Here is a 22,771-nt window from a genome sequence, read left to right on the forward strand (position 1 = left end):
ACCATGGCTCTAACCGGCGCACGCCCACAGCTCATCCGCCCTGACGGCACCCCCGCCAGGGCGGTGGTTGCCGATGACGAGGAATACCTCGCCGACCTGCTGCGGATGACCCTTGCCGCCGAGGGCCTCGAGGTGCGCGTCGTCGCGACCGGCCGCCAGGCGCTCGACGCGATCACTGAGTTCTCGCCCGACATCGTCGTGCTCGACATCATGATGCCCGGCCTCGACGGCATGGAGGTCATGCGTCGGGTGCGCGAGCGCGGCAACTCGGTGCCGATCCTGTTCCTCACGGCGAAGGATGCGGTCGAGGATCGGATCGCAGGCATCGGTGAGGGTGGCGACGACTACGTGACGAAGCCGTTCAGTCTCGAGGAGGTCGTCGTGCGCGTGCGCGCCCTGCTGCGCCGCAACCTCGGCGCGATCGAGGCCGAGGCCGAGTCAGTGCTGCGCCTCGCCGACCTCGAGCTCAACGAGCAGACTCACGACGTGACGCGAGCGGGCGAGCGCATCACCCTCACCGGCACCGAGTTCGAACTGCTGCGCTACCTCATGCAGAATCAACGCCGCGTGCTCTCGAAGGCGCAGCTGCTCGACGAAGTGTGGGGCTACGACTTCGGCGGCAAGACGAGCGTCGTCGAGCTCTACATCTCGTACCTGCGCAAGAAGATCGACGCGGGTCGCCCGCCGCTCATCCACACCCTGCGGGGCGTCGGCTACACGATCCGCGAAGAGGCATGACCCGCCAGCCGCGCACCCTGCGCCGGCGGCTCGTCGTGAGCATCGTCGGCATCGTCGCGCTGTTCGCGATCGCGGTCGGCGTGCTCTCGATCACGGTGCTCTATCGCAGCCTGAGTGATCGCCTCGACGACCGGCTCGACCAGCTGCTGCGCGCGCCGTTCATCACGAGCATCGACCAGTCTGGCCAGCAGCCCGAGACCGACCCGCTCGATCAGGCGGGCCAGCAGCTCGACACGATCGTCGTGCAATTGCTCAGCACGGGCTCGGGCAGCGGCACGGTGCTCAAGGCGAAGTACACCGACGGCTCGGGCGATACTGCCGATCTCACGACCGCGCAGCTGCAGCAGGTGCTGCAGGCGGTCGCCGACTCCGAGCCGGGCACGCCCGAGACCGTCGATGTCGATGACATCGGCGTCGTGCGAGTGAAGGCAGACTCGATGCCGTCCGGCGTCATCGCGGTCGTCGGGGTGCCGACGGATGAGGTGCTCGCGACGACCTGGCTGCTCGCGGCGATCTACACGCTCGTCGCGGCCGTCGCCATAGCGCTCGTCGGGGCCGGTGCGTCAGCGCTCGTGGCGCGACAGCTGCGCCCGCTCGAGCGGGTCGCCGACACCGCGGTGCGCGTCTCGCAGAAGGAACTTGCGGCTGGCGAGGTCACGATTCCCGAGCGCGTGCCGGCCGAAGACACCGACCCGGGCACCGAGGTCGGCCGCGTCGGCGCATCCCTGAACCGCCTGCTCGTCAGCGTCGAGGATGCGCTCGGCGCCCGCGAGGCGAGCGAGGCAAAGCTGCGCCAGTTCGTTGCCGATGCGAGCCACGAGCTGCGCACCCCGCTCGCCGCCGTGCGCGGCTACGCCGAGCTTGCCGCCCGCGAGCCCGAGCGTCTCAGCGAGCAGCAGCGCACGAGTCTCGACCGCATCCAGGGCTCTTCGCAGCGCATGTCGTCGCTCGTCGAGGACCTGCTGCTGCTCGCGCGACTCGATGCCGGCCAGCAGCCGACGCACGTGCGGCTCGACGCGAACGAGGTCGTCTTGGGCTGCTTCGAGGATGCCGCGGTCGCGTATCCCGACCACGAGTGGCGGCTCGACGCCGAGGCAGAGTCGCTCGAGGTGATCGGCGACCGCACGGCGCTCGCGCAGGTGCTCGGCAATCTGCTACGCAACGCCGCGGTGCACACGGATGCGGGCACACGGGTGACGCTCGCGACGTCGTTCGCCGACGGCGCGACCGGCCCGCGCACCGACAGCGGCCGCTGGGTGCGGCTCACGGTGACCGACACTGGCGGTGGCATCGACCCCGACGTCGCCCCGCACATCTTCGAGCGCTTCGTGCGCGGGGATGCGTCGCGCACCCGCGCATCCGGCCAGGGATCGAGCGGCCTCGGCCTCGCGATTTCGCAGGCGATCGTGCAGGCGCACGGCGGCTCGCTCGAGGTCGCGAGTCGGCCCGGCCACACCGTGTTCACGGTGCTGTTGCCGGCGGCGCCGGCGGCTGCGGCGCCTGCGTCTTGACGCGGTTTTCTACGATCGCTGCGGTTGTAACCGCGTCATTCGTAGAAAACTGCATCAAAGGGCGGGCGGATGCGCTGCTACGGCAGCGCGCAGAACTCGCGCACCAGCAGCAGCACCAGCACCAGCGACCAAGCGCCGCCTAGACCTCACCCTCGCGCCGCACGAGCGGCCGCGCGAGGCGCTTGTCGGCAAGTGACCTTGAGAGATCGACCAACTCGGCGGCCTGCTCGTCGTAGTCGAGGATCCCGTACTTCGCGAGCTCCTGCACGAGCGCGGCACCGTTCGGGCCGTGCACCCACGGCACCCGCACGCGCCGACGCCACCGCGCCGAACTGCCCGCCCGCCACCCGCGAGCACCGACTCGGTGTTCGACAGCTGGCGAATCACGACGGCGAGCACGTGGTCGGGATACTCGGCGGCAAACTCGCCGTAAATCGACTCGTCGTGCTGACCGTCGTCGCCAATGAGTATCCACTTCACGTGCGGCAGCGTCTCGACGAGCAGTCGCAGGCTCGTGCGCTTGTGCTCGGTGCCCGAGCGAAACAGTCGTTTCGTCGTTGGGCCCCAGTCGGTGAGCAGCAGCGGCCCGTAGGGGTAGAGGTTGCGGCTGAGAAAGCGGCTCAGCGTCGGCGCGACATTCCAGGACCCCGTCGAGAGATAAATAAACGGGGTCGACCCGGCGCCGAACTTCTCGATGAGTCGCTGGTAGAGCACGTTCATGCCGGGCACCGCCATGCGGGCATGCTCGTCGAGGACGAATGTGTTCCAGGCCGCGAGCAGCGGACGCGGCAGCGAGGTCACCATGACGGTGTCGTCAATATCCGAGATGATGCCCACCTGCTGATCGTCCGGCGCGACGATCACCTGCGACGTCGACAACTGATCGTCGACGGTCTCGAAGACGACGTCGTGCGATCCCGGCTCGAGCTGTACGTCGAAGGTGCCGTCGAGCACGCCGCCGCGATCGGCCTTGAGGTCGAACTCGTGCCCCTCAATTCGCACCTTCACGGTCGAATTCGGCACCGCGACGCGCACGAAGCTGCGCCAGCCGCGCACCGAACGCTCTTTGCTGCGACGCAGCCGCAGCAGCACGAACCGCCGCATCAGCCCATACCGTCGCACCGCCTCGGGCACCATCTGCACGCGCCCGAGCACGCGCACCTGCCTCGTCGAACCGTAGCCGGTGTAGGCCTCGACCTGCTCGACATCGCCGCGTCGTCGCGCCCGCCGCATCCGCCATTGCTTGAACGAGTCCTCCATGCGAAACGCATTGCTTACGGCGAGTTCGACGAACGGAATGCGCTCCAGCATGGAGCGTCGCGTGCGGGGTTGCTTCGCGGCTGGAGTCACTGCGACATCCTTGCACGCCCACGCAAACGAGCGAAACTCACTCGGCGGACTCCGCCGCGGCCTCGGGCTTGACCTCGTCGATCAGGTGTTCGTCGTTCTCCCGCACGTTGCCGACGCGCTTGCCGACGGGCCGCAACTGCAGCGTCTCCGATACCGCGAGCGCACGGTCGGCGAAGTCGGTGACGAGCTCGCCGTTGCCGGCCACCGCCGGGTCGAGCCACTCGTCGACGTCGCCGCGGTCGAGAAACACTGGCGTGCGGTCGTGCAGCCACTGCAGCTTGTCGGTCGCAGACGCCCGCGTGAGGATCGTCGCCGACAGCAGCCAGGCATCCTCGCCTTCGGCCACGTCGGGGCGCTTCCACCACTCGTAGAGGGCGGCGAACAGGAGTGAGCTCTCGCCGGGCGGATGCACGTAGAACGGTTGCTTGCTGCCGTCGGCCCGCGTGTGCCACTCGTAGTACCCGTCGACGGGAATCACGGCGCGGCGCTGCTTCACCGCGGCCCGGAATGTGGGCTTCGACGCTGCCGTCTCGCTACGGGCATTGAAGGCACGCACGGCGACCGATTCATCCTTTGCCCAACTCGGCACGAGCCCCCATTTCGCGGTTTCGAGGCGCCGCACGGGCTCGTCGGCGGGCGCGTCGACGACCACGCGAATGCGCGTGGTTGGGGCCACGTTGTAGGAGGTACCGGGTGCGTCGTCGCTGACCCGTTCGATGTCGAGCTCGGCGGTGAGCTCGCCGGTGGCGCGAGCCACCACAAATCTGCCGCACATGGCGCCGAGCTTAGGGCACCGTGCTTGGGTCGGGCTTCGTGTCGGCCGCGAGCTGGGTGGCGACTCGCTTCGAGAGCCACCGCTTGGCGAGCCACATCACGAGCACGAACACGGCGATGATCGCGGCGAAGATGAACCCGGCCCAGTGCAGTTGCGTGCTGAGCTGCTGGAAGCTCGACGTGGCGAAGGCGCCGACCGAGACGTAGGCGACCGCCCAGAGCAGGCAGGCGGGCAGAGTCCATGCCATGAACTTGCGGTAGCGCATCCGTGCCATGCCGGCCGTGACCGGCACGAGCGAGTGGAACACCGGCAAGAACCGCGAGACAAACACCGCGAGCCCGCCGCGCTGCGCGAGCAGGGTCTCGGCCTGCGCCCAATTCTCGAGGCCGATGCGCCGACCGAGCCACGAGCGTTTCAGCGTTGGCCCAAGCCAGCGGCCGAGCGCGTAGCCGATCGATTCGCCGGCGAGTGCGCCGAGCACGGCTGCGATGACGATGAGCCCCCAGCGCTCGAAGCTCGTGACGCTCGTCGCGGTGACGAGCAACGTCGCATCGCCCGGCACGAGGAAGCCGACAAAGAGGCTCGTCTCGAGCAGCAGGCCAAGAAATGCGATGCCAGCAACGAGCCACAGGTTCATGCCCTGCACCGTGTCGATGACGGTGTTGAGCAGGTCGGCGAGCATCTCGACAGCCTAGGCAACAAGCATGAGAACGAGGTGTGGATGCGCCCGCTCTGCCGCGCTACAACGCTCGAGTTCGAGATTCTCGAGGTCGAGATATCTAAACGTTTGCTGACGAATTGCTCTACAATTTGTAGTTGTTCGGCACGGCGTCTCCGAACGTCACTTTCCCACTCATGTTGATTGTAGGGAGCGCTTGTGGAAGCACTATTGGATCCGCTCATTCTGTCGCGTTGGCAGTTCGGTCTCACGACGCTGTACCACTTCCTATTCGTGCCGATCACGCTCGGCGTGGTGCTCTGCGTCGCGATCTGGCAGACCGCGTGGCTGCGCACCGGCAAGGTGCAGTACCTGCAGCTGACGAAGTTCTTCGGCAACATCTTCCTCATCAACTTCGCGATGGGCATCGTCACCGGCATCGTGCAGGAGTTCCAGTTCGGCATGAACTGGTCGAACTACTCGCGCTTCGTCGGCGACATCTTCGGCGCCCCGCTCGCCTTCGAGGGCCTCGTCGCCTTCTTCATGGAGGCGACCTTCATCGGCCTGTGGATCTTCGGGTGGGACAAGCTCAAGCCGGGTCTGCACCTGCTCACCATCTGGATGACCGTGCTCGGCACCTGGATCTCGGCCTACTTCATCCTCGCCGCGAACGCGTTCATGCAGAACCCGGTCGGCTTCGAGTTCAACCCCGACACCGGCCGTGCCGAACTCGTCGACTTCATGGCCGTGCTCACGAACCCGGTCGCGCTGACGCAGCTGCCGCACACGCTCGCCGCCTCGGTGATGCTCGCCGGCACGATCATCGTCGGCGTCGCGGCCTGGCACCTGCGCAAGGGCCAGCACTTCGACGTGTTCCGCCCTGCCATGCGATTCGGGCTCTGGACCGTGCTCATCTCGGGCTTCGCCGTCATGCTCTCGGGCCACGAGCTCGGCCTCGCAATGACCGCAACGCAGCCGATGAAGATGGCGGCGGCCGAGGCGATGTGGAACACCTCGTCGGGCGCCGACGCCTCGTTCTCGCTCTTCTCGATCGGAACCCCCGACGGCACCGAGGAGGTGTGGTCGCTGCGAGTGCCCTACGTCTCCGCCTTCCTTGCGACGAACAGCTTCAGCGGCACGGTCGAGGGCATCAACGACCTCCAGGCGCAGTATCAGGAGCTCTATGGCGCCGACCAGATCTATTACCCGGTCATCTGGGTCACCTACTGGTCGTTCCGCTGGATGATGTTCTTCGGCATGGCGTCGATGGCCATCGCGCTCGTGGGCCTTTGGGTGACACGCAAGAACTACGCGACAAAGAACTGGCACTACCAGATCGCGATCTGGACGGCGACGTTCCCGCTCTGGGGCATCCTCATCGGCTGGGTCTTCACCGAAATGGGCCGACAACCGTGGCTCGTGTTCGGGCTCATGCCCACCGAGGCCGGCGTCTCGCCGAACGTGTCGGGGCTGAGCGTGCTCATCTCGCTCATCGCCTTCACACTCATCTACGGCATCCTCGCCATCGTCGAGGTGAAGCTGATCCTGCGCGCGGCGCAGTCCGACCCCATCCAGGTGCCCGGCGTGAATGACGAGGGCATCGTCGAGAACGTCGAGGACGTCAAGGTGAAAGCGAGCGTCTACTAATGGAACTTCAGGTCGTTTTCTTCTGGATTATCGCCTTCATGTTCATCGGGTATTTCGTACTCGATGGCTTCGACTTCGGCGTTGGCATCGCGCTGCCGATCATCGGCAAGGACGACACCGACCGGCGCATCCTCATCAACACAATCGGCCCGATCTGGGACTTGAACGAGACCTGGGTGATCGTCGCTGGCGCGCTCATGTTCGCCGCGTTCCCCGAGTGGTACGCGACCGTGTTCTCGGGTGCCTACCTCGTGCTGCTGCTGATTCTGCTTGCGCTCATCCTGCGCGGCGTCTCGTTCGAGTACCGGCACCAGGGCAAGGGCGTGCGGTGGACGCGCAGCTTCGACTGGATGATCTTCATCGGCTCGGCCCTGCCCGCGCTGCTCTGGGGCGCGGCGTTCGCGAACATCGTGCGCGGCATGCCCATGGAGTCGGTGCAGCAGACAGTCGGTGACCTCAACTTCGAGTTCCACTTCAACTACACCGGCACGCTGCTCGACCTGCTCAACCCCTACGCGCTGCTCGGTGGGCTGACGACGCTTGCGCTGTTCAGCTACCACGGCCTCACCTTCATTACGCGCAAGACGGATGGGGAACTCCGGGAGCGCGCGCACCGCGCGGCTACCTGGGTCGGCGTCGCGGTCGCGGTGCTCGCGCTCGCGTTCCTCGGCTGGACCGTTGCCGCGTACTTCTCGGTCGCCGGGCTCATCCTCTCTCTCGTGGCGGTCGTGTCGTTCCTGGCGTCGTGGGTGGCCAACCTGCTGCGCCGCGACTCTGCCGCGTTCGCGCTCGGCTGCGCCACGGTGATCACCGCGGTGTGGTCGCTGTTCGCGGCGCTGTTCCCAGTGCTCATGCGCAACCTCGCGGGCGGCGACGACCTCACGATCTGGAACGGCTCGGCGAGCGACATGACGCTCTCGATCATGTTCTGGTCGTTCGTCGTGATCATGCCGCTCGTGCTCGGCTACCAGGGGTGGAGCTTCTGGACGTTCCGCAAGCGGCTGCGGCGCACCGACTTCGAGTCGCACGCCGAGGCGCCCGCGATCGCCTGAGCCGGTTGCGCTCAGGCGGCCGCGGGAGGATGTTCGCAGCCAATTTCAGGAGGTAGCAATGGCTGACAACGTCTACGGTTCAACTCCCGAGGTGCCCGCGCTCGCGGTGTCGTCGCCCGATTTCGCCGACGGCGACCGCCTGCCGGATGCGCAGGTGAGTGCCGGCGTGCTCGCGACGGGCGAGGACCGCTCGCCCGCGCTCGAGTGGGGCCCCGCGCCCGAGGGCACGCAGAGCTTCGCGGTGACGTGCTGGGACCCGGATGCGCCGACCGGCTCGGGCTTCTGGCACTGGGCCGTCTACAACATCCCAGCCGACGTGACGTCGCTGCCGGCTGGCGCCGGTGCCGCCGACTCGGATGCGCTGCCGAGCGCCGCGCGCAGCGTGCGCAACGACGGCGGCGTGTTCAACTTCGTCGGCGCGGCCCCGCCCGTCGGTCACGGCGACCACCGCTACATCTTTGCGGTGCACGCGCTCGACACGACGCTCGACCTCGGCGAGGGCGCGTCGCCGGCAGCGCTCGGCTTCAACATGTTCGGCCACACCCTCGCGCGCGGCCTCATCACCGCCACCTGGAACCGCTAGCCGCAGGCAGTTGAGTGGTCAGTTTTTGTAGTTCTGGCACCGCCAGAACTACAAAAACTGACCACTCAACTGCCCTCAGTACCGAGAGGAGATGGGGTGGTCGTGTGGGGCCGGCGCGCAGGTGCGATCGGGTAATCTGAGGGCACCGTGAAGCCCCTTGATCCGCGCCTGCTTCGATACGCCAAATCGTCGCGAGCCTTTCTCGTCATCGGCGTGCTGCTGGGGCTATTCCAGACCGCCGCGATGGTCGGCGTCGCGTGGGCCATCGCCCGCGGCGTAACCGGCGCGATCGCCGGCGAACCCCTCGCCGAGCTTGCCTGGGCGCTTTGGCTGCTCGTCGGCTGCGTCGTCGTGCGCGGCCTCGCGCAGTGGGGCATGGAGTGGGCCGGCGCCCGCGCCGCCGCCACCGCGAAGTCGGAGCTCCGCGGCCATGTCGTCTCGGCGCTCGCGCGACTCGGCGGGCGCTCGGGCGTCTCGAGCGCCGAAGCAACGACGCTCTCAACGCACGGACTCGAGGCGCTCGACTCCTACTTCGCGAAGTACCTGCCGCAGTTGCTGCTCACCGCCATCGCGATGCCGCTGCTCGTCGTCGTCACCTTCTTTGCCGACCCGGTGTCGGCCATCACCGAGATCATTACGATCCCGATCATCCCGCTGTTCATGATCCTCATCGGCCTCGCGACGCAGCGCGTGCAGCGCGCCCAGCTCGACTCGCTGACGCGCCTCGCGAACGCGTTCCTCGAGATTGTTGAGGGCCTGTCGACGCTGAAGATCTTCGGCCGCGCGCGTCGCCAGCGCGACCGCATCCGCGAGGTCACCGATGACTACCGCCGCTCGACCATGAAGGTGCTGCGGGTCACGTTCCTCTCGGGCTTCGCGCTCGAGCTGTTCGCGTCGCTCTCGGTCGCGCTCGTGGCCGTGCAGATCGGCATTCGCCTCATCGACAACGAGATGTCGCTCTTCGTTGGCCTGTTCGCGCTGATCCTCGCGCCCGAGGTGTTCGCGCCGCTGCGGCAGGTCGGCGCCCAGTTCCACGCCGCCTCCGAGGGAGTCGAGGTGTCACAGCGCGTCTTCGAGCTCGTCGAACGCGCCGACGCGGAGGCCAGCGCAGCGCCCGCCCACGCCACCAACCTGCCCGCATCCGCGTCCGCATCTGCGGCGCCCGCAGACGGAAGCACCGTGACCTCGACCGCCGCGCCCACAACTACCAGGGCGGCGGCGACCAACACCACAACCACACCGCCGACCACCAGCAGCCCCACCCCGCGGCCCCAAGCCGAGCTGCGCATCCGTGACGCGCGGGTGCGCTACGGCGACCGCGAGATCCTCGCGGGCCTCGACTTCACGGCGAAGCCCGGCGAGATCACGGCGATCGCGGGGGAGTCGGGCGCCGGCAAGTCGACGCTGCTCGACCTCATCCGCGGCGAACATGCTGCCGACCGCGCGCTCGGCGCCACCCCCATCCCCGACGCCGAGGCCGCGACGCATGTCGCCTGGATGGGCCAGTCCGCCGGCCTGATCGAGGGCACGGTGCGCGACAACGTCGCACTCGGCCAGCCCGCGCTCGCGCCCGAGGCAGTCCAGGCCGCGCTCACGCGCGCCGGCGCGACCGGCATCAGCGCTGAGCTCGAACTCGGCGTCGGCGGCGACGGCCTCTCGGGCGGCCAGGCGCAGCGCGTCTCGCTCGCCCGCACGATTGCCCGCGCCGAGGGCCGCGACTGCCCGATCGTGCTGCTCGACGAGCCGACCTCAGCCCTCGATGCCGAGCGCGAGCAGCGCGTTATCGAGGCGATGCGCGGGCTCGCCGACGAGGGCCGCATCGTCATCGTCGTGAGCCACCGCCGGCCGGTGCTCGCCGCAGCCGACCGCACCGTCACCCTCGCGGCCGCGGAGGTGCACGCATGAGCATCGCCGAACGACTTGTCCCCGGCCTCGGCGCCGATGAGGCCCGTGTGCTCGACGCCGCGCTGCCCGCGCCGCGCCGCATCTGGCCGGCCATCGCCTGGGGAATCCTCTGGGGCCTCAGCGTCGTACTGCTGCTCGCGACGAGCGCCTACCTCATCACCCGCGCGTCGCTCATCATTCACATCCTCTGGCTCGGCTGGGCGATCGTCGCGGTGCGCGCCTTCGCGCTCGGCCGCGCCGTGTTCCGCTACCTCCGGCAGCTCATGGGCCACGACGCGTCGTTCCGGCAGCTCGCCGAACTGCGCGTCGACCTGCTCGACCGACTCATCCCGCTCGCGCCCGCGGGCCTGCGCACGACCCGCCGCGGCGACCTGCTCGCGCGCCTCGTCGACGACGTCGACGAGTTGCAGTTCTATCCGCTCCGCGTCGTCGAGCCGCTCGTCTCGTCGCTCGCCGTCGCCGTGCTCGCGGTCATCGGCGTCGGCCTCGTCTCGTGGCCCGCGGCGCTGACGCTGCTCGCGTGCCTCGTTGCCGCGCTGCTCGTTGCGACGGGCGCGCAGCTGCGCATCGCGGGCCAGGCAGACCGCGCCGTCGCGCCCCTGCGCAGCGCCCTGAGCGACCGCATCCACGACACCGTGACGAACCTCGCCACCCTGCGCGCCTACGGCGCCCTCGACGCGCAGCTCGCGAAGGTGCGCGACGCCGACGCGCAGCTGCGCCGCGCCCTCGTGCGCCGCTCGGTCGGTGAGGGCGTCGTCACGGGCACCGTCACCGTTTTCGCCGGGCTCGCGACCGCCGGCGCGCTGTTCTGGGGCATCGACCCGACGGTGCGCGGCGAGCTCGCGCCCGAGCTGCTCACCCTCACCGCGCTCGTGCCGCTCGCGCTGTTCGAGGTGTTCGCGCAGGTGCCGCAGGCCATCGCCGCGTGGCGCCGCGTGCGGGTCTCGGCGCAGCGTGTCGCCTCGGCCGCGCCGGCCGAGGTGCCCGCCGAGCTGCCGCAGGAGTTCGAGGGCGGCGCCGAGCTACCCGACGGTCCCCTCGACCTCGAGCTGCGCGGCGCATCCGTGCTCTGGCCGGGCGCGAGCGAGCCGGTGCTCGACGGCCTCGACCTGCGCATCCCGGCCGGCAGCCGCCTGCTCGTGACGGGGGAATCCGGCGCCGGCAAGACCACGTTCGCGAACGCGCTCGTGCGGTTCCTCGACTACCGCGGCAGCTACACGATCGGCGGTGTCGAGGCGCGCGAGCTCTCGCCCGACGCGGTGCGCCGCGGCATCGGCCTCATCGAGCAGCGCGCGCACCTCTTTGATGAGTCGATTCGCCAGAACCTGCTGTTCGCGAACACCGAGGCGACGGATGCGCAGCTCACGGCCGCGCTCGAGCGCGTCGGCCTCGGCGCGTGGGTGCGCGAGCGCGGCGGCCTGGATGCGCCGGTCGGCGAACGCGGCACGCTCGTGTCGGGCGGGCAGGCCCAGCGCATCGCGCTCGCCCGCGCGCTGCTCGCCGACTTCCGGGTGCTGATTCTCGACGAACCGACCGCGAACGTCGACCCCGGCCGGGCCGACGCGCTCGTCGCCGACCTGCTCGGCGCGGCCGCCGCCGACCGCACCGTGATTCTCATTTCGCACACCCCGGTTGACCCCGCGCTCGTCACCGCCACACTTCGGCTCTAGCGGCGGCTTAGAATAGGGAGCTTGTAGGCTCCGGCACATTCGAAAGAGGACGCAGTGACCACTGAGGTGACCCGCGAAGACGAGTACGACTTCCGTCGTCTCGAGGCAAAATGGCGACCCATCTGGGACGACCTTGCCCTATTCGACGTGGACCGCGCCGACGCCGAGCTTCCCCGCAAGTACGTGCTCGACATGTTCCCGTACCCCTCGGGCGACCTGCACATGGGCCACGCCGAGCAGTACGCCCTCGGCGACGCCTGCGCGCGCTACTGGCGCCACCGCGGCTTCAACGTGCTGCACCCGGTCGGCTGGGACTCGTTCGGCCTGCCTGCCGAGAACGCCGCGATCAAGAACGGCGGCGACCCGCGCGACTGGACGTACGCGAACATCGCGCAGCAGGCCGAGTCGATGCAGCGCTACGGCGTGAGCTTCGACTGGTCGCGCGTGCTGCGCACCTCCGACGAGGAGTACTACCGCTGGAACCAGTGGCTGTTCCTCAAGATGTATGAGAAGGGTCTCGCGTACCGCAAGTTCTCGGCGGTGAACTGGTGCCCGAACGACCAGACGGTGCTCGCGAACGAGCAGGTGCTCGCCGACGGCACGTGTGAGCGCTGCGGCGCCGTGGTCGAGAAGAAGAAGCTCAACCAGTGGTACTTCCGCATCACCGAGTACGCCGACCGCCTGCTTGACGACCTCGACCAGCTCGAGGGTCACTGGCCGCACAAGGTGCTCGTCATGCAGCGCAACTGGATCGGCCGCTCCGAGGGTGCCGATGTCGAGTTTGAGATCGAGGGCCGCAGTGAGCCGGTGACGGTGTTCACGACGCGTCCCGACACGCTCTACGGTGCGACCTTCATGGTCGTCGCGCCCGACAGCGACCTCGCGGCCGAGCTCGTCGCGGGCGCCTCCGCCGAGGTGCGCATGAAGTTCCAGGACTACCTCGAGACGACGCAGAAGCTCAGCGCGATCGACCGCGCGAACGCCGAACGCCCGAAGACGGGCCTGTTCATCGAGCGCTACGGCGTCAACCCGCTCAACGGCGAACGCCTGCCGATCTGGGTGGGCGACTACGTGCTCGCCGACTACGGCCACGGCGCGATCATGGCCGTGCCGGCGCACGACCAGCGCGACCTCGACTTCGCGCGCGAATTCGACCTGCCGGTGCGCGTTGTCGTGCGCCCCGACGAGGCCGAGGGTGAGCTCGACCCGAAGGCGAGCGGCGAGGCCCTCGCGGGCGACGGCGAACTCGTGAACTCCGGCGAGCTCGACGGCCTGCGCAAGGTCGAGGCGATCGCCCGCGCGATCGAGATTCTCGGCGAGCGCGGCACGGGCCGCGCCGCGAAGAACTTCCGCCTGCGCGACTGGCTCATCTCGCGCCAGCGCTACTGGGGCACGCCCATCCCGATCATGTACGACGAGGACGGCACCGAGATTCCGGTGCCCGCCGAGCAGCTGCCGGTGCGCCTGCCCGACGGCGCGGGCCTCGACCTCAAGCCGAAGGGCAAGTCGCCGCTCGCCGCCGCCGAGGGCTGGGTGCAGACGACGACGCCCGACGGGCGTGCGGCCACGCGCGACTCCGACACGATGGACACCTTCGTCGACTCGTCGTGGTACTTCCTGCGCTTCGTGTCGCCGAACAACGCCGACGCGATCCTCGACCCCGAGCAGCTGCGCAAGTGGGCGCCGGTTGACCAGTACATCGGCGGCGTCGAGCACGCGATCCTGCACCTGCTCTACGCCCGTTTCATCACGAAGGTGCTCTACGACCTCGGCATCGTGCCGTTCGAGGAGCCCTTCACTGCGCTGCTCAACCAGGGCATGGTGATCATGAACGGCGCAAAGATGTCGAAGTCGAAGGGCAACTCGGTGAAGCTCGGCGACGAGCTGAACAGCCACGGCGTGGATGCGGTGCGCACGACCATGCTGTTCGCCTCGCCGCCCGAAGATGACGTCGACTGGGCCGACGTGTCGCTCGCCGGTTCGGGCAAGTTCCTCGCGCGCGCCTGGCGCATCTCGGGCGAGGTCACCTCGCCGGCCGGGGTGGACTTTGGCGAGGGTGACCTCGACACGCGCCGCGCCGTCGCCCGCTTCTGGGACGACGTGCGCCAGCTCGGCGAGGGCTTCAAGTACAACGTCGTTATCGCGCGCCTGATGGAGCTCACGAACACGATCCGCAAGGCGATCGACCAGGGCCCCGGCGCCGCCGACCCGGCCGTGCGCGAGGGTGCCGAGGCGATCGCGCTCGTGCTCGACCTGTTCGCGCCCTACGTCGCCTCCGACATGTGGGAGCGGCTCGGCCACGCGGCCGACACCCGCGACGGTGCCCTCGCGCACATCGCCTGGCCCGAGGCTGACCCGGCGCTGCTCGTGGCCGACACCGTCACCGCGATCGTGCAGGTCAACGGCAAGCTGCGCGACAAGCTCGAGGTGTCGCCCGACATTACGGATGCGGAGCTCGAGCAGCTCGCGCGCGACGCCAAGGGCGCCCAGCGTGCGATCGGCGACGCGACCATCCGCAAGGTGATCGTCAAGGCGCCGAAGTTCGTGAACATCGTCGCGAAGTAGGCGCAGCGGCGTCGCACCTACGACGCCGCGTCCCACCCCATAGGTGTTGCGTTTAGCCCCAAGGTTCGGCGAAATCAGCCGCGAAATGGGGCCAAACGCAACACCTATGGCGTTGGAGCTTCGTTAACCGTTCACGATTGTGGCGAGTACATCGACATCAGATTTGTCGTCGCCGACGACGATCCAGTCGTCGCCATACACAATCTCGTCGCCGTCCTGGTAGAACATGAGGTCTCCGCCCTGCACCTCGTCGGAGGAGTCGAACACGATGAATAGGGTCTCCTGGTCGTCGGCATTGCGGCAAGTGGTGATGGTCGTGACCCGCTCGTCATTTGGCGCCGTCGCAGTGCATCGATACCCCGCGTCGGCCGCAGCTTCGATGAAGTCGTCCTGGCTGATTGCCGTCGATGACGCGCAACCAGCGAGCAGCGTGAGCGCGCCGACGGCTGCGATTGATGAGAGGAGTCCGCGTGACGATTGGTTTGAATACATACGGTCGAACTCCTACTTGCGGCAGCTTCGGCGGTCTGTGTCGACGCTAGCTTTTTTTGTGGCCGAGTCCATGGCTGGTTGCGGAATCCGTGAGAAGTCAGTTCAGGAAGGAACAACTGGACTGCCCGCTCGCCGCCCGCCCGCGGTGCTGCACACATAGGTGTTGCGTTGAGGCCCAAGTTTCGGCGAAATCAGCCGCGAAATGGGGCCAAGCGCAACACCTATGGATTGATGGGGTGGGATGGGCCCCGTGTCGGCGAGCAGGCAGGCTTAGGCGAGCAGCTCGGGGTGGAGCAGCTGGGCGGCGGCACCGACGAGCGGTGCCTCGTCGCCGAGGCCCACGCGCACGACCCGTAGCGCTCGGCCGAACTCGTTGACGGATGCGGTGTGCGCGGCTCGCTCGACGCGCGCCGGGTAGTCCTCGGTCACGTGCGCAAAGCCGCCGCCCATGACGGCGAGCTCGGTGTTGAGCAGGTTTGCGCAGCTCGCGAGGCCGCGCCCGAGCGCCTGCACCGACCGCTCGACCGCGGCGAGGGCGATCTCGTCGCCCGCGGCGTGCGCGGCGGCGAGATCCTCGCCGGTCGAGCCTGACCAGCCGTGCGCGCGCGCCCAGGCGACCGTGTGCATCCCCGAGGCCTGGCCCTCGACCGTCGCGCGCTCGGGATGCTCGGGGTCGACGACGTCGACGACCATCTGCCCGAGGTGGCCGGCATTGCCGCTCGCGCCGGCGACGACGCGGCCGTCGGTGACGACGCAGCCGCCGATGCCGGTCGAGACGACGAAGATCACGGCGTTGCGCACACCCTGCGCGGCGCCCTGCCAGAGCTCGGCGAGGCCGAGCGAGGTGCCGTCGAGTCTGAGGCTCACGCGCTGCAGGCCGCTCGCCTCGCGCGCGGTGCGCACGACGGGGAACGCGCGCACGCCCGGTAGGTTGATGGGGCTCACGGTGCCGGCGCCGAGGTCGAGCGGCCCGGCCGAGCCGATGCCGACGCCGACCACATCGTCGAACGCGGGGTGCGCGCTTGCCTGGGCCACGGCATCCCGCAGCGCCGAGTCGAAGCCCTCGGCGGAGTTCGCGGCCGCGCCGGTCGCGACGCGCACGCGCGAGTCGGGCAGCAGCGCGCCCTCGGCCGTGACGATGCCCGCCTCGATTTTCGTGCCGCCAATGTCGATGGCGAGCACACTGCCGCGCTCGGTCGGGGCAGTCGATGACATCCGCGAGCCTCTTCCTTGAAGTTCGAGTGAATTCGGTCAGTTGTGTTCATGTCTTGACAGCAACGACCGCAGGAACCACTATAGCCACATGCGTTCCGGCCATCGACGTCCAGGTTCAACCGCCGCCCTGCGGGTGAGCAATGAGCGCGCCATCTTGCGCGAGCTCATCAGTGCGGGCCCGGCCACGCAATCCGAACTTGCCCGGCGAACGCAGCTCTCGAATGCGAGTGTCTCGTCGATCGTGCGCACCCTGCGCGAGCGGGGGATGGTCGACACGAGCGACACCGTCTCGTCGGGTCGCAAAGCCACCCTCGTCACGCCGCGCATCGCGAGCCGACGCGTCGCCGTCGGGGTCGATATCGGCCGCAGCCACGTCGGCCTCGTGCTCGCGACGCCGGGCCTCGAACTCGTCGCCGAACGACGGGTGTCGATGCCCTCCGGCAGCGCGGCCGAGGAGTCGCTGCGCCGGGTGCGCGAGCTGCTCAGCGCATCCCTCGCCGAGTACGAACGCGACGATGACGACGTCGCCGCGATCGTCGTCGCAATCCCCGGCCCCATCGACGGCGCGAGCGGCCAGGTGCTCGACGGGACGATCCTGCCCGAGTGGCTCGGGCGTACCGCGAGCGACGTCGAACGCGCCCTCGGCATGCCCGTGCAATTCGCGAACGACGCCGATGCTGGCGCGCTTGCCGAGCGCACCTGGGGCGCCGCGATCGACGAGCGCGACTACATGTTCGTCAAGGTCGGCACAGGCATCGGCGCGGGCATCGTCGTCGGCGGCTCGCTCTACACGGGCGGCTTCGGCATCGCGGGCGAGCTCGGCCACTCGACGGTCGACTCGTCGGGCAGCCACTGCCGCTGCGGCAACCGCGGCTGCCTCGAAACCGTCGCCTCGACCCCGGTCGTGCTGCAGCACCTCACCGAGGCGCTCGGCCGCGAGGTGAAGCGGGATGAGCTGGTCAAGCTCGCGAACGAACGTCACCGCGCGACGGTGCGCGTGCTGCAGGATGCGGGCACCGCGCTCGGCCAGTCGATCGCGTCAGCGGTGAACCTGCTCGGGCCCCGGCTCGTCGTCGTCGGCGGGCCGCTCAGCGAGACCGGCGACGTGTTCATCGAGGCGATTCGCGATGGCTTCGCGCGGTTTGCGATTCCCTCGGTGGCCGAGCGCACTCGGGTCGAGCTCTCGACGCTCGGCGAGGGCGGCGGCGCGCGCGGCGCGGCGGCAATCGCGTTCGAACGCGCCGACGAACTGGCCTACCTCGTGCAATCCGACGGCACGAGTTTGCATTCAGGAGTTGACAGCAACAAACCACGGCCGTAGGTTTTTTCATTGAACGCATCACGCCGACGTGCTGCGAAACATCCCTAACACTGCACGAGGAGGTGCCGGTGTCCACGAGTCAGGCGAACCTGCTCGAAATGGTGAATATCACCAAGGAGTTCCCAGGTGTCAAGGCGCTCGAGAACGTGAATCTTCGCGTTCGCGAGGGCGAGATCCACGCGATCTGCGGCGAGAACGGCGCGGGCAAGTCGACGCTCATGAAGGTGCTGTCGGGCGTCTACCCGGCCGGCACCTACACGGGCGACATCGTCTTCCAGGGTGAGGTGCGGCGGTTCAACAACATCGCCGCGAGCGAGGCCGCCGGCATCGTGATCATCCACCAGGAGCTCGCGCTCATTCCCGAGCTGTCGATCACCGAGAACATCTACCTCGGCCACGAGCTGCGCCGCGGCATCGCGATCGACTGGGACACGGCGCGCCGTCGCACCATCGACCTGCTGCACCGCGTCGGGCTGAACGAAGACCCCGACACCCCGATCAAGTACCTCGGTGTCGGCAAGCAGCAGCTCGTCGAGATCGCGAAGGCGCTCGAGAAGGACGTGAAGCTGCTCATCCTCGACGAGCCCACCGCGGCGCTCAACGACAACGACTCGCAGGCGCTGCTCGAGCTGCTCGAGGAACTCAAGGCGGGCGGCATGACGTCGATCATGATCTCGCACAAGCTCGGCGAGATCGAGCAGATCTCCGACACCATCACGATCATCCGCGACGGCCACAGCATCGAGTCGCTCGTCGTCGACGGCACGATCGACGAAGACCGCATCATCCGCGGCATGGTCGGCCGCACGCTCGGCAATCGGTTCCCCGAGCACGAGCCCACCATCGGCGACGTGCTGTTCGAGGTGCGCGACTGGACGGTGCAGCACCCCGTCGATCCCACGCGCCTCGTCGCGAAGTCGTCGAACTTCACGGTGCGCGCGGGCGAGGTCGTCGGCTTCGCGGGCCTCATGGGCGCCGGCCGCACTGAGCTCGCGATGAGCATCTTCGGCCAGGCCTACGGCAACAAGCTCGAGGGCGAGGCGTTCATGCACGGCAAGCCCGTGAAGCTGCGCACCGTCAAGGAGGCGATCAGCGCGGGCATCGCCTACGTGAGTGAGGACCGCAAGTCGCTCGGCCTCAACCTGCTCGACCCGATCAAGACCTCGGTCGTGAGCGCGAAGCTTTCGCGCATCTCGCACGGCCCGGTCGTCGACGACCTCGCCGAGGCGAAGTACGCCGAGCAGTACCGGCAAGAGCTGCGGATGCGCGCCCCCTCGGTCGAGGTCGGGGTCGACACGCTCTCGGGCGGCAACCAGCAGAAGGTCGTGCTCGCGAAGTGGATGTTCACCGAGCCCGAGCTGCTCATCCTCGACGAGCCCACCCGCGGCATCGACGTCGGCGCGAAGGCCGAGATCTACCAGATCATCCGCCGCCTCGCCGACTCGGGCAAGGCGATCGTGCTCATCTCGTCCGAGCTGCCCGAACTCATCGGCATGGCCGACCGCATCTACACGATTTTTGAGGGCGAAATCACGAGCGAACTCGACGCCAAGGGCGTCGACCAAGAAGAGCTCATGCGCCACATGGCACCAGTAAAGAAAGGCACTCCGGCATGATGGCCGACAACTCGACCGAAAAGCGCGGATTCCGATTCGGCGACGTCTGGCAGATCTTCGGCCAGCGCGGTTCGCTGAAGAAGCTCGGCATCCTTTTCGCGCTCGTCGCGATCATCCTCATCTTCCAGGTGTGGACCGGTGGTACGACACTCTCGCCGGGTAACGCGATCAATCTCGTGCAGGCGTACTCGTTCATCCTGCTGCTCTCGGTGGGCATGGTGATGGTGATCATCGCCGGCCACATCGACCTGTCGGTCGGCTCGGTCGCCGCGTTCGTCGGCATCGTGGTCGCGACGTCGATGCGCGACTGGGGCCTGCCCTGGTGGGGCGGCATCCTCCTCGGTATCCTCCTCGGCGCCGCGATCGGCGCGTTCCAGGGCTTCTGGGTGGCCTACGTCGGCGTCCCCGCGTTCATCGTGACGCTCGCCGGCATGCTCATCTGGCGTGGCGCGCAGCAGTGGGTCGGCCAGGCGCAGACGGTGGCCGTGCCCGACGAGTTCAAGCAGGCGCTCTACGGCTTCATGCCCGAGGTCGGCCCCTACACCGGCTTCAACAACCTCACGCTGCTGCTCGGCGCGATCATCATCGCGGCGATCATCTACAGCCAGGTGCGCAACCGCGCGAAGCGCAAGAACATGGAGGCGGTGCTCGAGCCGAGCTGGGTGACGGTCACCCGCACGGCGATCCTCGTCGCGATCGTGATCTACGCGACCCTGCTGTTCGCCTCCGGCCGACTCGGCACGAGCTTCCCGATCTCGGGCATCATCCTCGCCGTGCTGATCATGTTCTACGCGTTCATCACCTCGCGCACCCGCACCGGCCGCCACATCTACGCCGTCGGCGGTAACCGCCGCGCCGCGCAGCTGTCGGGCGTGAACGACCGCCGCACCGACTTCTTCGTCATGATGAACATGTCGACGCTCGCCGGTATCGCCGGGATGCTCTGGGCGGCCCGCGCTGGCGCGGCCGGCCCCGCCGACGGCACGGGCTGGGAGCTCGACGCCATCGCCGGTGTGTTCATCGGTGGCGCCGCGGTCGCCGGTGGTGTCGGTACCGTCATGGGCTCGGTCATTGGTGGTCTCGTCATGGCCGTGCTGAACAACGGCCTGCAGCTCATCGGTGTCTCGACCGACCGCATGCAGATCATCAAGGGCCTCGTGCTGCTCGTCGCCGTCGGTATCGACGTCATGAACAAGCGCGCCGGCGGCCCGTCGATTATCGGCACGATGATGGCGAAGATGAAGGCGAAACAGGCGGCCGTCGAGCTCGAGGCGACGACGGGCGAGGCACAACCCGCCGACCCGGCCGACCCGCTCGCCGCCAAATCCGACTCAGTTGCCGCATCCGACCCGAAGTCCACCACCTAACTCAACAACTCCATCCCGCACATCCTCGACAACGACCGTCGAGGTTGGACACCCTGAGAAGAAGGAAAACCCCATGAAGAAGAAACTGTTTGGCGCCGTCGCGCTGGCAGCGGTGGCGGGCTTGCTGCTCGCCGGCTGCAGCACAGGCCGTGGTGGCGACCCGGCCTCATCGGGCGACTCGACCGACGCACCCGCCGCGGCCATCGACGCAGATGCCCGCATCGGTGTGGCGCTGCCCGACAAGACCAGTGAGAACTGGGTGCTCGCCGGTGACCTGTTCGTCGACGGGCTGCAGGAGGCTGGCTTCACCGACGACGTCCAGTACGCCGGCTCGGCCTCGGCCGTGCAGGACCAGCAGGCGCAGATCGAGACGATGATTCAGAACGGTGCGCAGGTGATCGTCATCGGTGCCGCTGACACGTCGCAGCTTGGTTCGCAGCTGCAGGCCGCGAAGGACGCTGGCATCACCGTCATCGCCTACGACCGCCTGATTCAGGACACCCCGAACGTCGACTACTACATCGCCTTCGACAACTACAAGGTTGGCGAGCTGCAGGGCCAGGCCCTGGTGGACGGCATGAAGGAGCGCTTCGGCGAGCAGGACTCGTACAACATCGAGCTGTTCTCGGGTTCGCCCGATGACTCGAACGCCCCGGTGTTCTTCGAGGGCGCGATGAGCGTGCTCCAGCCGCTCATCGACGACGGCACGCTCAACGTGGTTTCGGGTCAGACCGAGATCGCGCAGACGGCGACGCAGGACTGGCTGGCTGAGAACGCGCAGGAGCGCATGGACAACCTGATCCAGCAGAACTACTCGGACGGCACCGAGCTGCACGGCGTGCTCTCGCCGAACGACACCCTCGCTCGCGCGATCCTCGCCTCGGCGAGCGACGCCGGCCTCGAGACTCCGGTTGTGACCGGTCAGGACTCGGAGGTTGAGTCGGTGAAGTCGATCATGGCGGGCCAGCAGTACTCGACGATCAGCAAGGACACGCGCAAGCTCGTGGCCGACACGATCGAGCTCATCCAGCAGCTCCAGCAGGGTGAGACCCCCACGACCGAGCCGATGGACAACGGCAGCAGCGAGGTGCCGTCAGTTCTGCTCGACCCGGTTATCGTGACGAAGGACAACGCCGCCGAGGTGTACGCCGACGATCCGAACCTGGCACCGCTCACCGAGGGCTAATTTTCAGCCTGGGCTTAGCGGCCTGACTCCCGCAGCGCCTGTGGAAACGCGAGTTTCCACAGGCGCTGCTTCGTTGGCGGTCGGGGGCCGGATGCGCTGGCTAGCCTGCCGCGCGTGCACCCCGAATCTCCTTCCGCAGCCCCGGTTCCCGACGACGAGTGGCTCCGCGTGCCTTGGGCGGGGCTTGAGGAGTTCGCGCCGCCGGGGGAGCCGCCCGAGGACGCATATCTGGATGAGCCGGACTGGGGTTGCGGGCGGGAGGCGAGGGCGCCCCGCGGGCAAGCGTTTGACGGGCTGGCACGCGAAGCCGTGCCCCGTGCGCACCCCGAATCACGCGGCACGGGCGGTCGCGCGTGTGCTCGCGTCGGCGACACACAAGGCGAGCGTGATGCCGCAGAGGAGCGCACCGAGCAAGCGAACAAAGCCGCCGCGCTCCTCGCCGACGACGAGCTCGACCAACTCTTTGCCGCGCCGCAGCGGCCCCGGTGGAAGCTTGGCCTCGGTGCCGTGGTCGTGCTCGCGCTCGTCGTCTGCGCGATCGTCGTGCTCGCGATCGCGCTGCAACCGCGGGCGAACGCGATCCCCGACCTCGACGAGCTCGGCGACGGAGCGACGCCCGCGGCCACGGGCGGTGCTGCGCCCGGGGTCGTGGCCGAGCCCGGCGCATCCGAGGCCGGCACCGTGCTCGTGCACGTCGCCGGCGCCGTCAACGCGCCCGGCGTCTACGAGCTCGCGGCCGGCGACCGCGTGATCGACGCGATCGAGGCCGCGGGCGGCGTCACCGACGCGGCCGACGCCGAGCAGCTCAACTTCGCGCGGCCGCTCGTCGATGGTGAGCAGATCTACGTGCCCGAGCCGGGCGAGGCGCCGCCAGCGGGCAGCTCGGACGACGGCGGCGGTTCGACGGGTGGCGGCAGCTCGAGTGGACTCATCAACCTCAACACCGCGAGCGCGACTGAGCTCGAAACGTTGCCGCGCATCGGCCCGGCGATGTCGCAGCGCATCATCGATTACCGCGAGCAGAACGGCGGCTTCACGAGTATCGACCAGCTCAAGGATGTCGCAGGCATCGGCGACGCGACCTTCGACGGGCTCAAGGAGCTTGTCACCGTATGAGTGA

18 protein-coding genes are annotated in these 22,771 nt (G+C 68.3%); 13 read left to right on the top strand and 5 right to left on the bottom strand.

All coding sequences use genetic code 11. The features are described 5' to 3' along the window. The first annotated feature begins 3 nt into the window (after positions 1-3). Positions 4-738, top strand: coding sequence for a response regulator transcription factor (locus EJL01_RS08995; RefSeq protein ID WP_125107462.1), 735 nt, complete (start codon positions 4-6; stop codon positions 736-738). After that, positions 735-2,249 carry a sensor histidine kinase gene (locus EJL01_RS09000; RefSeq protein ID WP_125107196.1) on the top strand — a complete coding sequence of 505 codons (1,515 nt, stop codon included), beginning with the start codon at positions 735-737 and terminating at the stop codon, positions 2,247-2,249. The genes EJL01_RS08995 and EJL01_RS09000 overlap by 4 nt, the downstream gene beginning before the upstream one ends. 54 nt (positions 2,250-2,303) lie before the next feature. Here EJL01_RS09000 and EJL01_RS09005 read toward each other — a convergent pair whose 3' ends face one another. Genes EJL01_RS09005 through EJL01_RS09015 form a run of 3 tightly spaced genes read right to left on the bottom strand, consistent with a single transcriptional unit; the run spans position 2,304 to position 5,056 of the window. Beyond that, entirely contained in the window at positions 2,304-3,599 is a 1,296-nt protein-coding gene (locus EJL01_RS09005; RefSeq protein WP_241209154.1) for an App1 family protein phosphatidate phosphatase, read from the bottom strand. 37 nt (positions 3,600-3,636) lie between these two features. Beyond that, positions 3,637-4,374: an SOS response-associated peptidase gene (locus EJL01_RS09010; RefSeq protein WP_125107197.1), complete on the bottom strand. Its 738-nt coding sequence runs from the start codon at positions 4,372-4,374 to the stop codon at positions 3,637-3,639. A gap of 10 nt (positions 4,375-4,384) precedes the next feature. Beyond that, positions 4,385-5,056 (bottom strand): DedA family protein, encoded by a 672-nt coding sequence (locus EJL01_RS09015; protein WP_125107198.1) that lies wholly within the window; start codon positions 5,054-5,056, stop codon positions 4,385-4,387. Between the two features lie 195 nt (positions 5,057-5,251). On the opposite strand from EJL01_RS09015, the gene EJL01_RS09020 reads away from it, so the two are divergent. The 6 genes from EJL01_RS09020 (at position 5,252) to leuS (ending at position 14,454) form a co-directional block, all read left to right on the top strand. Beyond that, entirely contained in the window at positions 5,252-6,679 is a 1,428-nt protein-coding gene (locus EJL01_RS09020; protein ID WP_125107199.1) for a cytochrome ubiquinol oxidase subunit I, read from the top strand. Further along, positions 6,679-7,731, top strand: coding sequence for a cytochrome d ubiquinol oxidase subunit II (cydB, locus tag EJL01_RS09025; RefSeq protein ID WP_125107200.1), 1,053 nt, complete (start codon positions 6,679-6,681; stop codon positions 7,729-7,731). The genes EJL01_RS09020 and cydB overlap by 1 nt, the downstream gene beginning before the upstream one ends. A gap of 58 nt (positions 7,732-7,789) precedes the next feature. Further along, positions 7,790-8,314, top strand: coding sequence for a YbhB/YbcL family Raf kinase inhibitor-like protein (locus EJL01_RS09030; protein ID WP_125107201.1), 525 nt, complete (start codon positions 7,790-7,792; stop codon positions 8,312-8,314). 147 nt (positions 8,315-8,461) lie between these two features. Continuing rightward, the gene (cydD, locus tag EJL01_RS09035; RefSeq protein WP_125107202.1) at positions 8,462-10,219 is read left to right on the top strand and encodes a thiol reductant ABC exporter subunit CydD; all 1,758 of its coding nucleotides are present in this window, start codon (positions 8,462-8,464) and stop codon (positions 10,217-10,219) included. After that, on the top strand, positions 10,216-11,889 hold the full coding sequence (gene cydC, locus EJL01_RS09040) for a thiol reductant ABC exporter subunit CydC (RefSeq protein WP_125107203.1): 1,674 nt from the start codon (positions 10,216-10,218) through the stop codon (positions 11,887-11,889). Before cydD ends, cydC begins: the two co-directional genes overlap by 4 nt. 54 nt (positions 11,890-11,943) lie before the next feature. Next, entirely contained in the window at positions 11,944-14,454 is a 2,511-nt protein-coding gene (leuS, locus tag EJL01_RS09045) for a leucine--tRNA ligase (protein ID WP_125107204.1), read from the top strand. Positions 14,455-14,577: 123 nt separating this feature from the next. Here the strand turns inward: leuS and EJL01_RS09050 are convergent, their stop codons facing one another. Both EJL01_RS09050 and EJL01_RS09055 read right to left on the bottom strand, forming a co-directional pair. Beyond that, positions 14,578-14,946, bottom strand: a complete 369-nt coding sequence (locus EJL01_RS09050; RefSeq protein WP_125107205.1) for a hypothetical protein — start codon at positions 14,944-14,946, stop codon at positions 14,578-14,580. Positions 14,947-15,216: 270 nt separating this feature from the next. After that, positions 15,217-16,161, bottom strand: a complete 945-nt coding sequence (locus EJL01_RS09055; RefSeq protein ID WP_125107206.1) for an ROK family protein — start codon at positions 16,159-16,161, stop codon at positions 15,217-15,219. An 88-nt stretch (positions 16,162-16,249) separates the two neighbouring features. Between EJL01_RS09055 and EJL01_RS09060 the strand changes: the two genes are divergently transcribed. The 5 genes from EJL01_RS09060 (at position 16,250) to EJL01_RS09080 (ending at position 22,767) form a co-directional block, all read left to right on the top strand. Next, the gene (locus EJL01_RS09060; RefSeq protein WP_125107207.1) at positions 16,250-17,482 is read left to right on the top strand and encodes an ROK family transcriptional regulator; all 1,233 of its coding nucleotides are present in this window, start codon (positions 16,250-16,252) and stop codon (positions 17,480-17,482) included. 98 nt (positions 17,483-17,580) lie between these two features. Further along, positions 17,581-19,098 (top strand): sugar ABC transporter ATP-binding protein, encoded by a 1,518-nt coding sequence (locus EJL01_RS09065; protein ID WP_125107463.1) that lies wholly within the window; start codon positions 17,581-17,583, stop codon positions 19,096-19,098. Further along, on the top strand, positions 19,095-20,465 hold the full coding sequence (gene mmsB, locus EJL01_RS09070; protein ID WP_431834726.1) for a multiple monosaccharide ABC transporter permease: 1,371 nt from the start codon (positions 19,095-19,097) through the stop codon (positions 20,463-20,465). The genes EJL01_RS09065 and mmsB overlap by 4 nt, the downstream gene beginning before the upstream one ends. A gap of 73 nt (positions 20,466-20,538) precedes the next feature. After that, on the top strand, positions 20,539-21,651 hold the full coding sequence (locus EJL01_RS09075; RefSeq protein ID WP_125107208.1) for a substrate-binding domain-containing protein: 1,113 nt from the start codon (positions 20,539-20,541) through the stop codon (positions 21,649-21,651). Between the two features lie 309 nt (positions 21,652-21,960). Beyond that, positions 21,961-22,767: a helix-hairpin-helix domain-containing protein gene (locus tag EJL01_RS09080; protein WP_241209155.1), complete on the top strand. Its 807-nt coding sequence runs from the start codon at positions 21,961-21,963 to the stop codon at positions 22,765-22,767. Positions 22,768-22,771 lie beyond the last annotated feature (4 nt).

This window comes from Gulosibacter massiliensis, assembly GCF_900626105.1.
GTDB classification, from domain to species: Bacteria; Actinomycetota; Actinomycetes; order Actinomycetales; family Microbacteriaceae; genus Gulosibacter; species Gulosibacter sediminis.

Coding starts and splice junctions, on each gene's coding strand:
- cydC (WP_125107203.1), top strand. CDS start 10,216: ATGAGCATCGCCGAACGACTTGTCCCCGGCCTCGGCGCCGATGAGGCC.
- EJL01_RS09055 (WP_125107206.1), bottom strand. CDS start 16,161: ATGTCATCGACTGCCCCGACCGAGCGCGGCAGTGTGCTCGCCATCGAC.
- EJL01_RS09060 (WP_125107207.1), top strand. CDS start 16,250: ATGCGTTCCGGCCATCGACGTCCAGGTTCAACCGCCGCCCTGCGGGTG.
- EJL01_RS09000 (WP_125107196.1), top strand. CDS start 735: ATGACCCGCCAGCCGCGCACCCTGCGCCGGCGGCTCGTCGTGAGCATC.
- EJL01_RS09050 (WP_125107205.1), bottom strand. CDS start 14,946: ATGTATTCAAACCAATCGTCACGCGGACTCCTCTCATCAATCGCAGCC.
- EJL01_RS08995 (WP_125107462.1), top strand. CDS start 4: ATGGCTCTAACCGGCGCACGCCCACAGCTCATCCGCCCTGACGGCACC.
- EJL01_RS09010 (WP_125107197.1), bottom strand. CDS start 4,374: ATGTGCGGCAGATTTGTGGTGGCTCGCGCCACCGGCGAGCTCACCGCC.
- mmsB (WP_431834726.1), top strand. CDS start 19,095: ATGATGGCCGACAACTCGACCGAAAAGCGCGGATTCCGATTCGGCGAC.
- EJL01_RS09015 (WP_125107198.1), bottom strand. CDS start 5,056: ATGCTCGCCGACCTGCTCAACACCGTCATCGACACGGTGCAGGGCATG.
- EJL01_RS09065 (WP_125107463.1), top strand. CDS start 17,581: ATGGTGAATATCACCAAGGAGTTCCCAGGTGTCAAGGCGCTCGAGAAC.
- cydB (WP_125107200.1), top strand. CDS start 6,679: ATGGAACTTCAGGTCGTTTTCTTCTGGATTATCGCCTTCATGTTCATC.
- EJL01_RS09030 (WP_125107201.1), top strand. CDS start 7,790: ATGGCTGACAACGTCTACGGTTCAACTCCCGAGGTGCCCGCGCTCGCG.
- EJL01_RS09075 (WP_125107208.1), top strand. CDS start 20,539: ATGAAGAAGAAACTGTTTGGCGCCGTCGCGCTGGCAGCGGTGGCGGGC.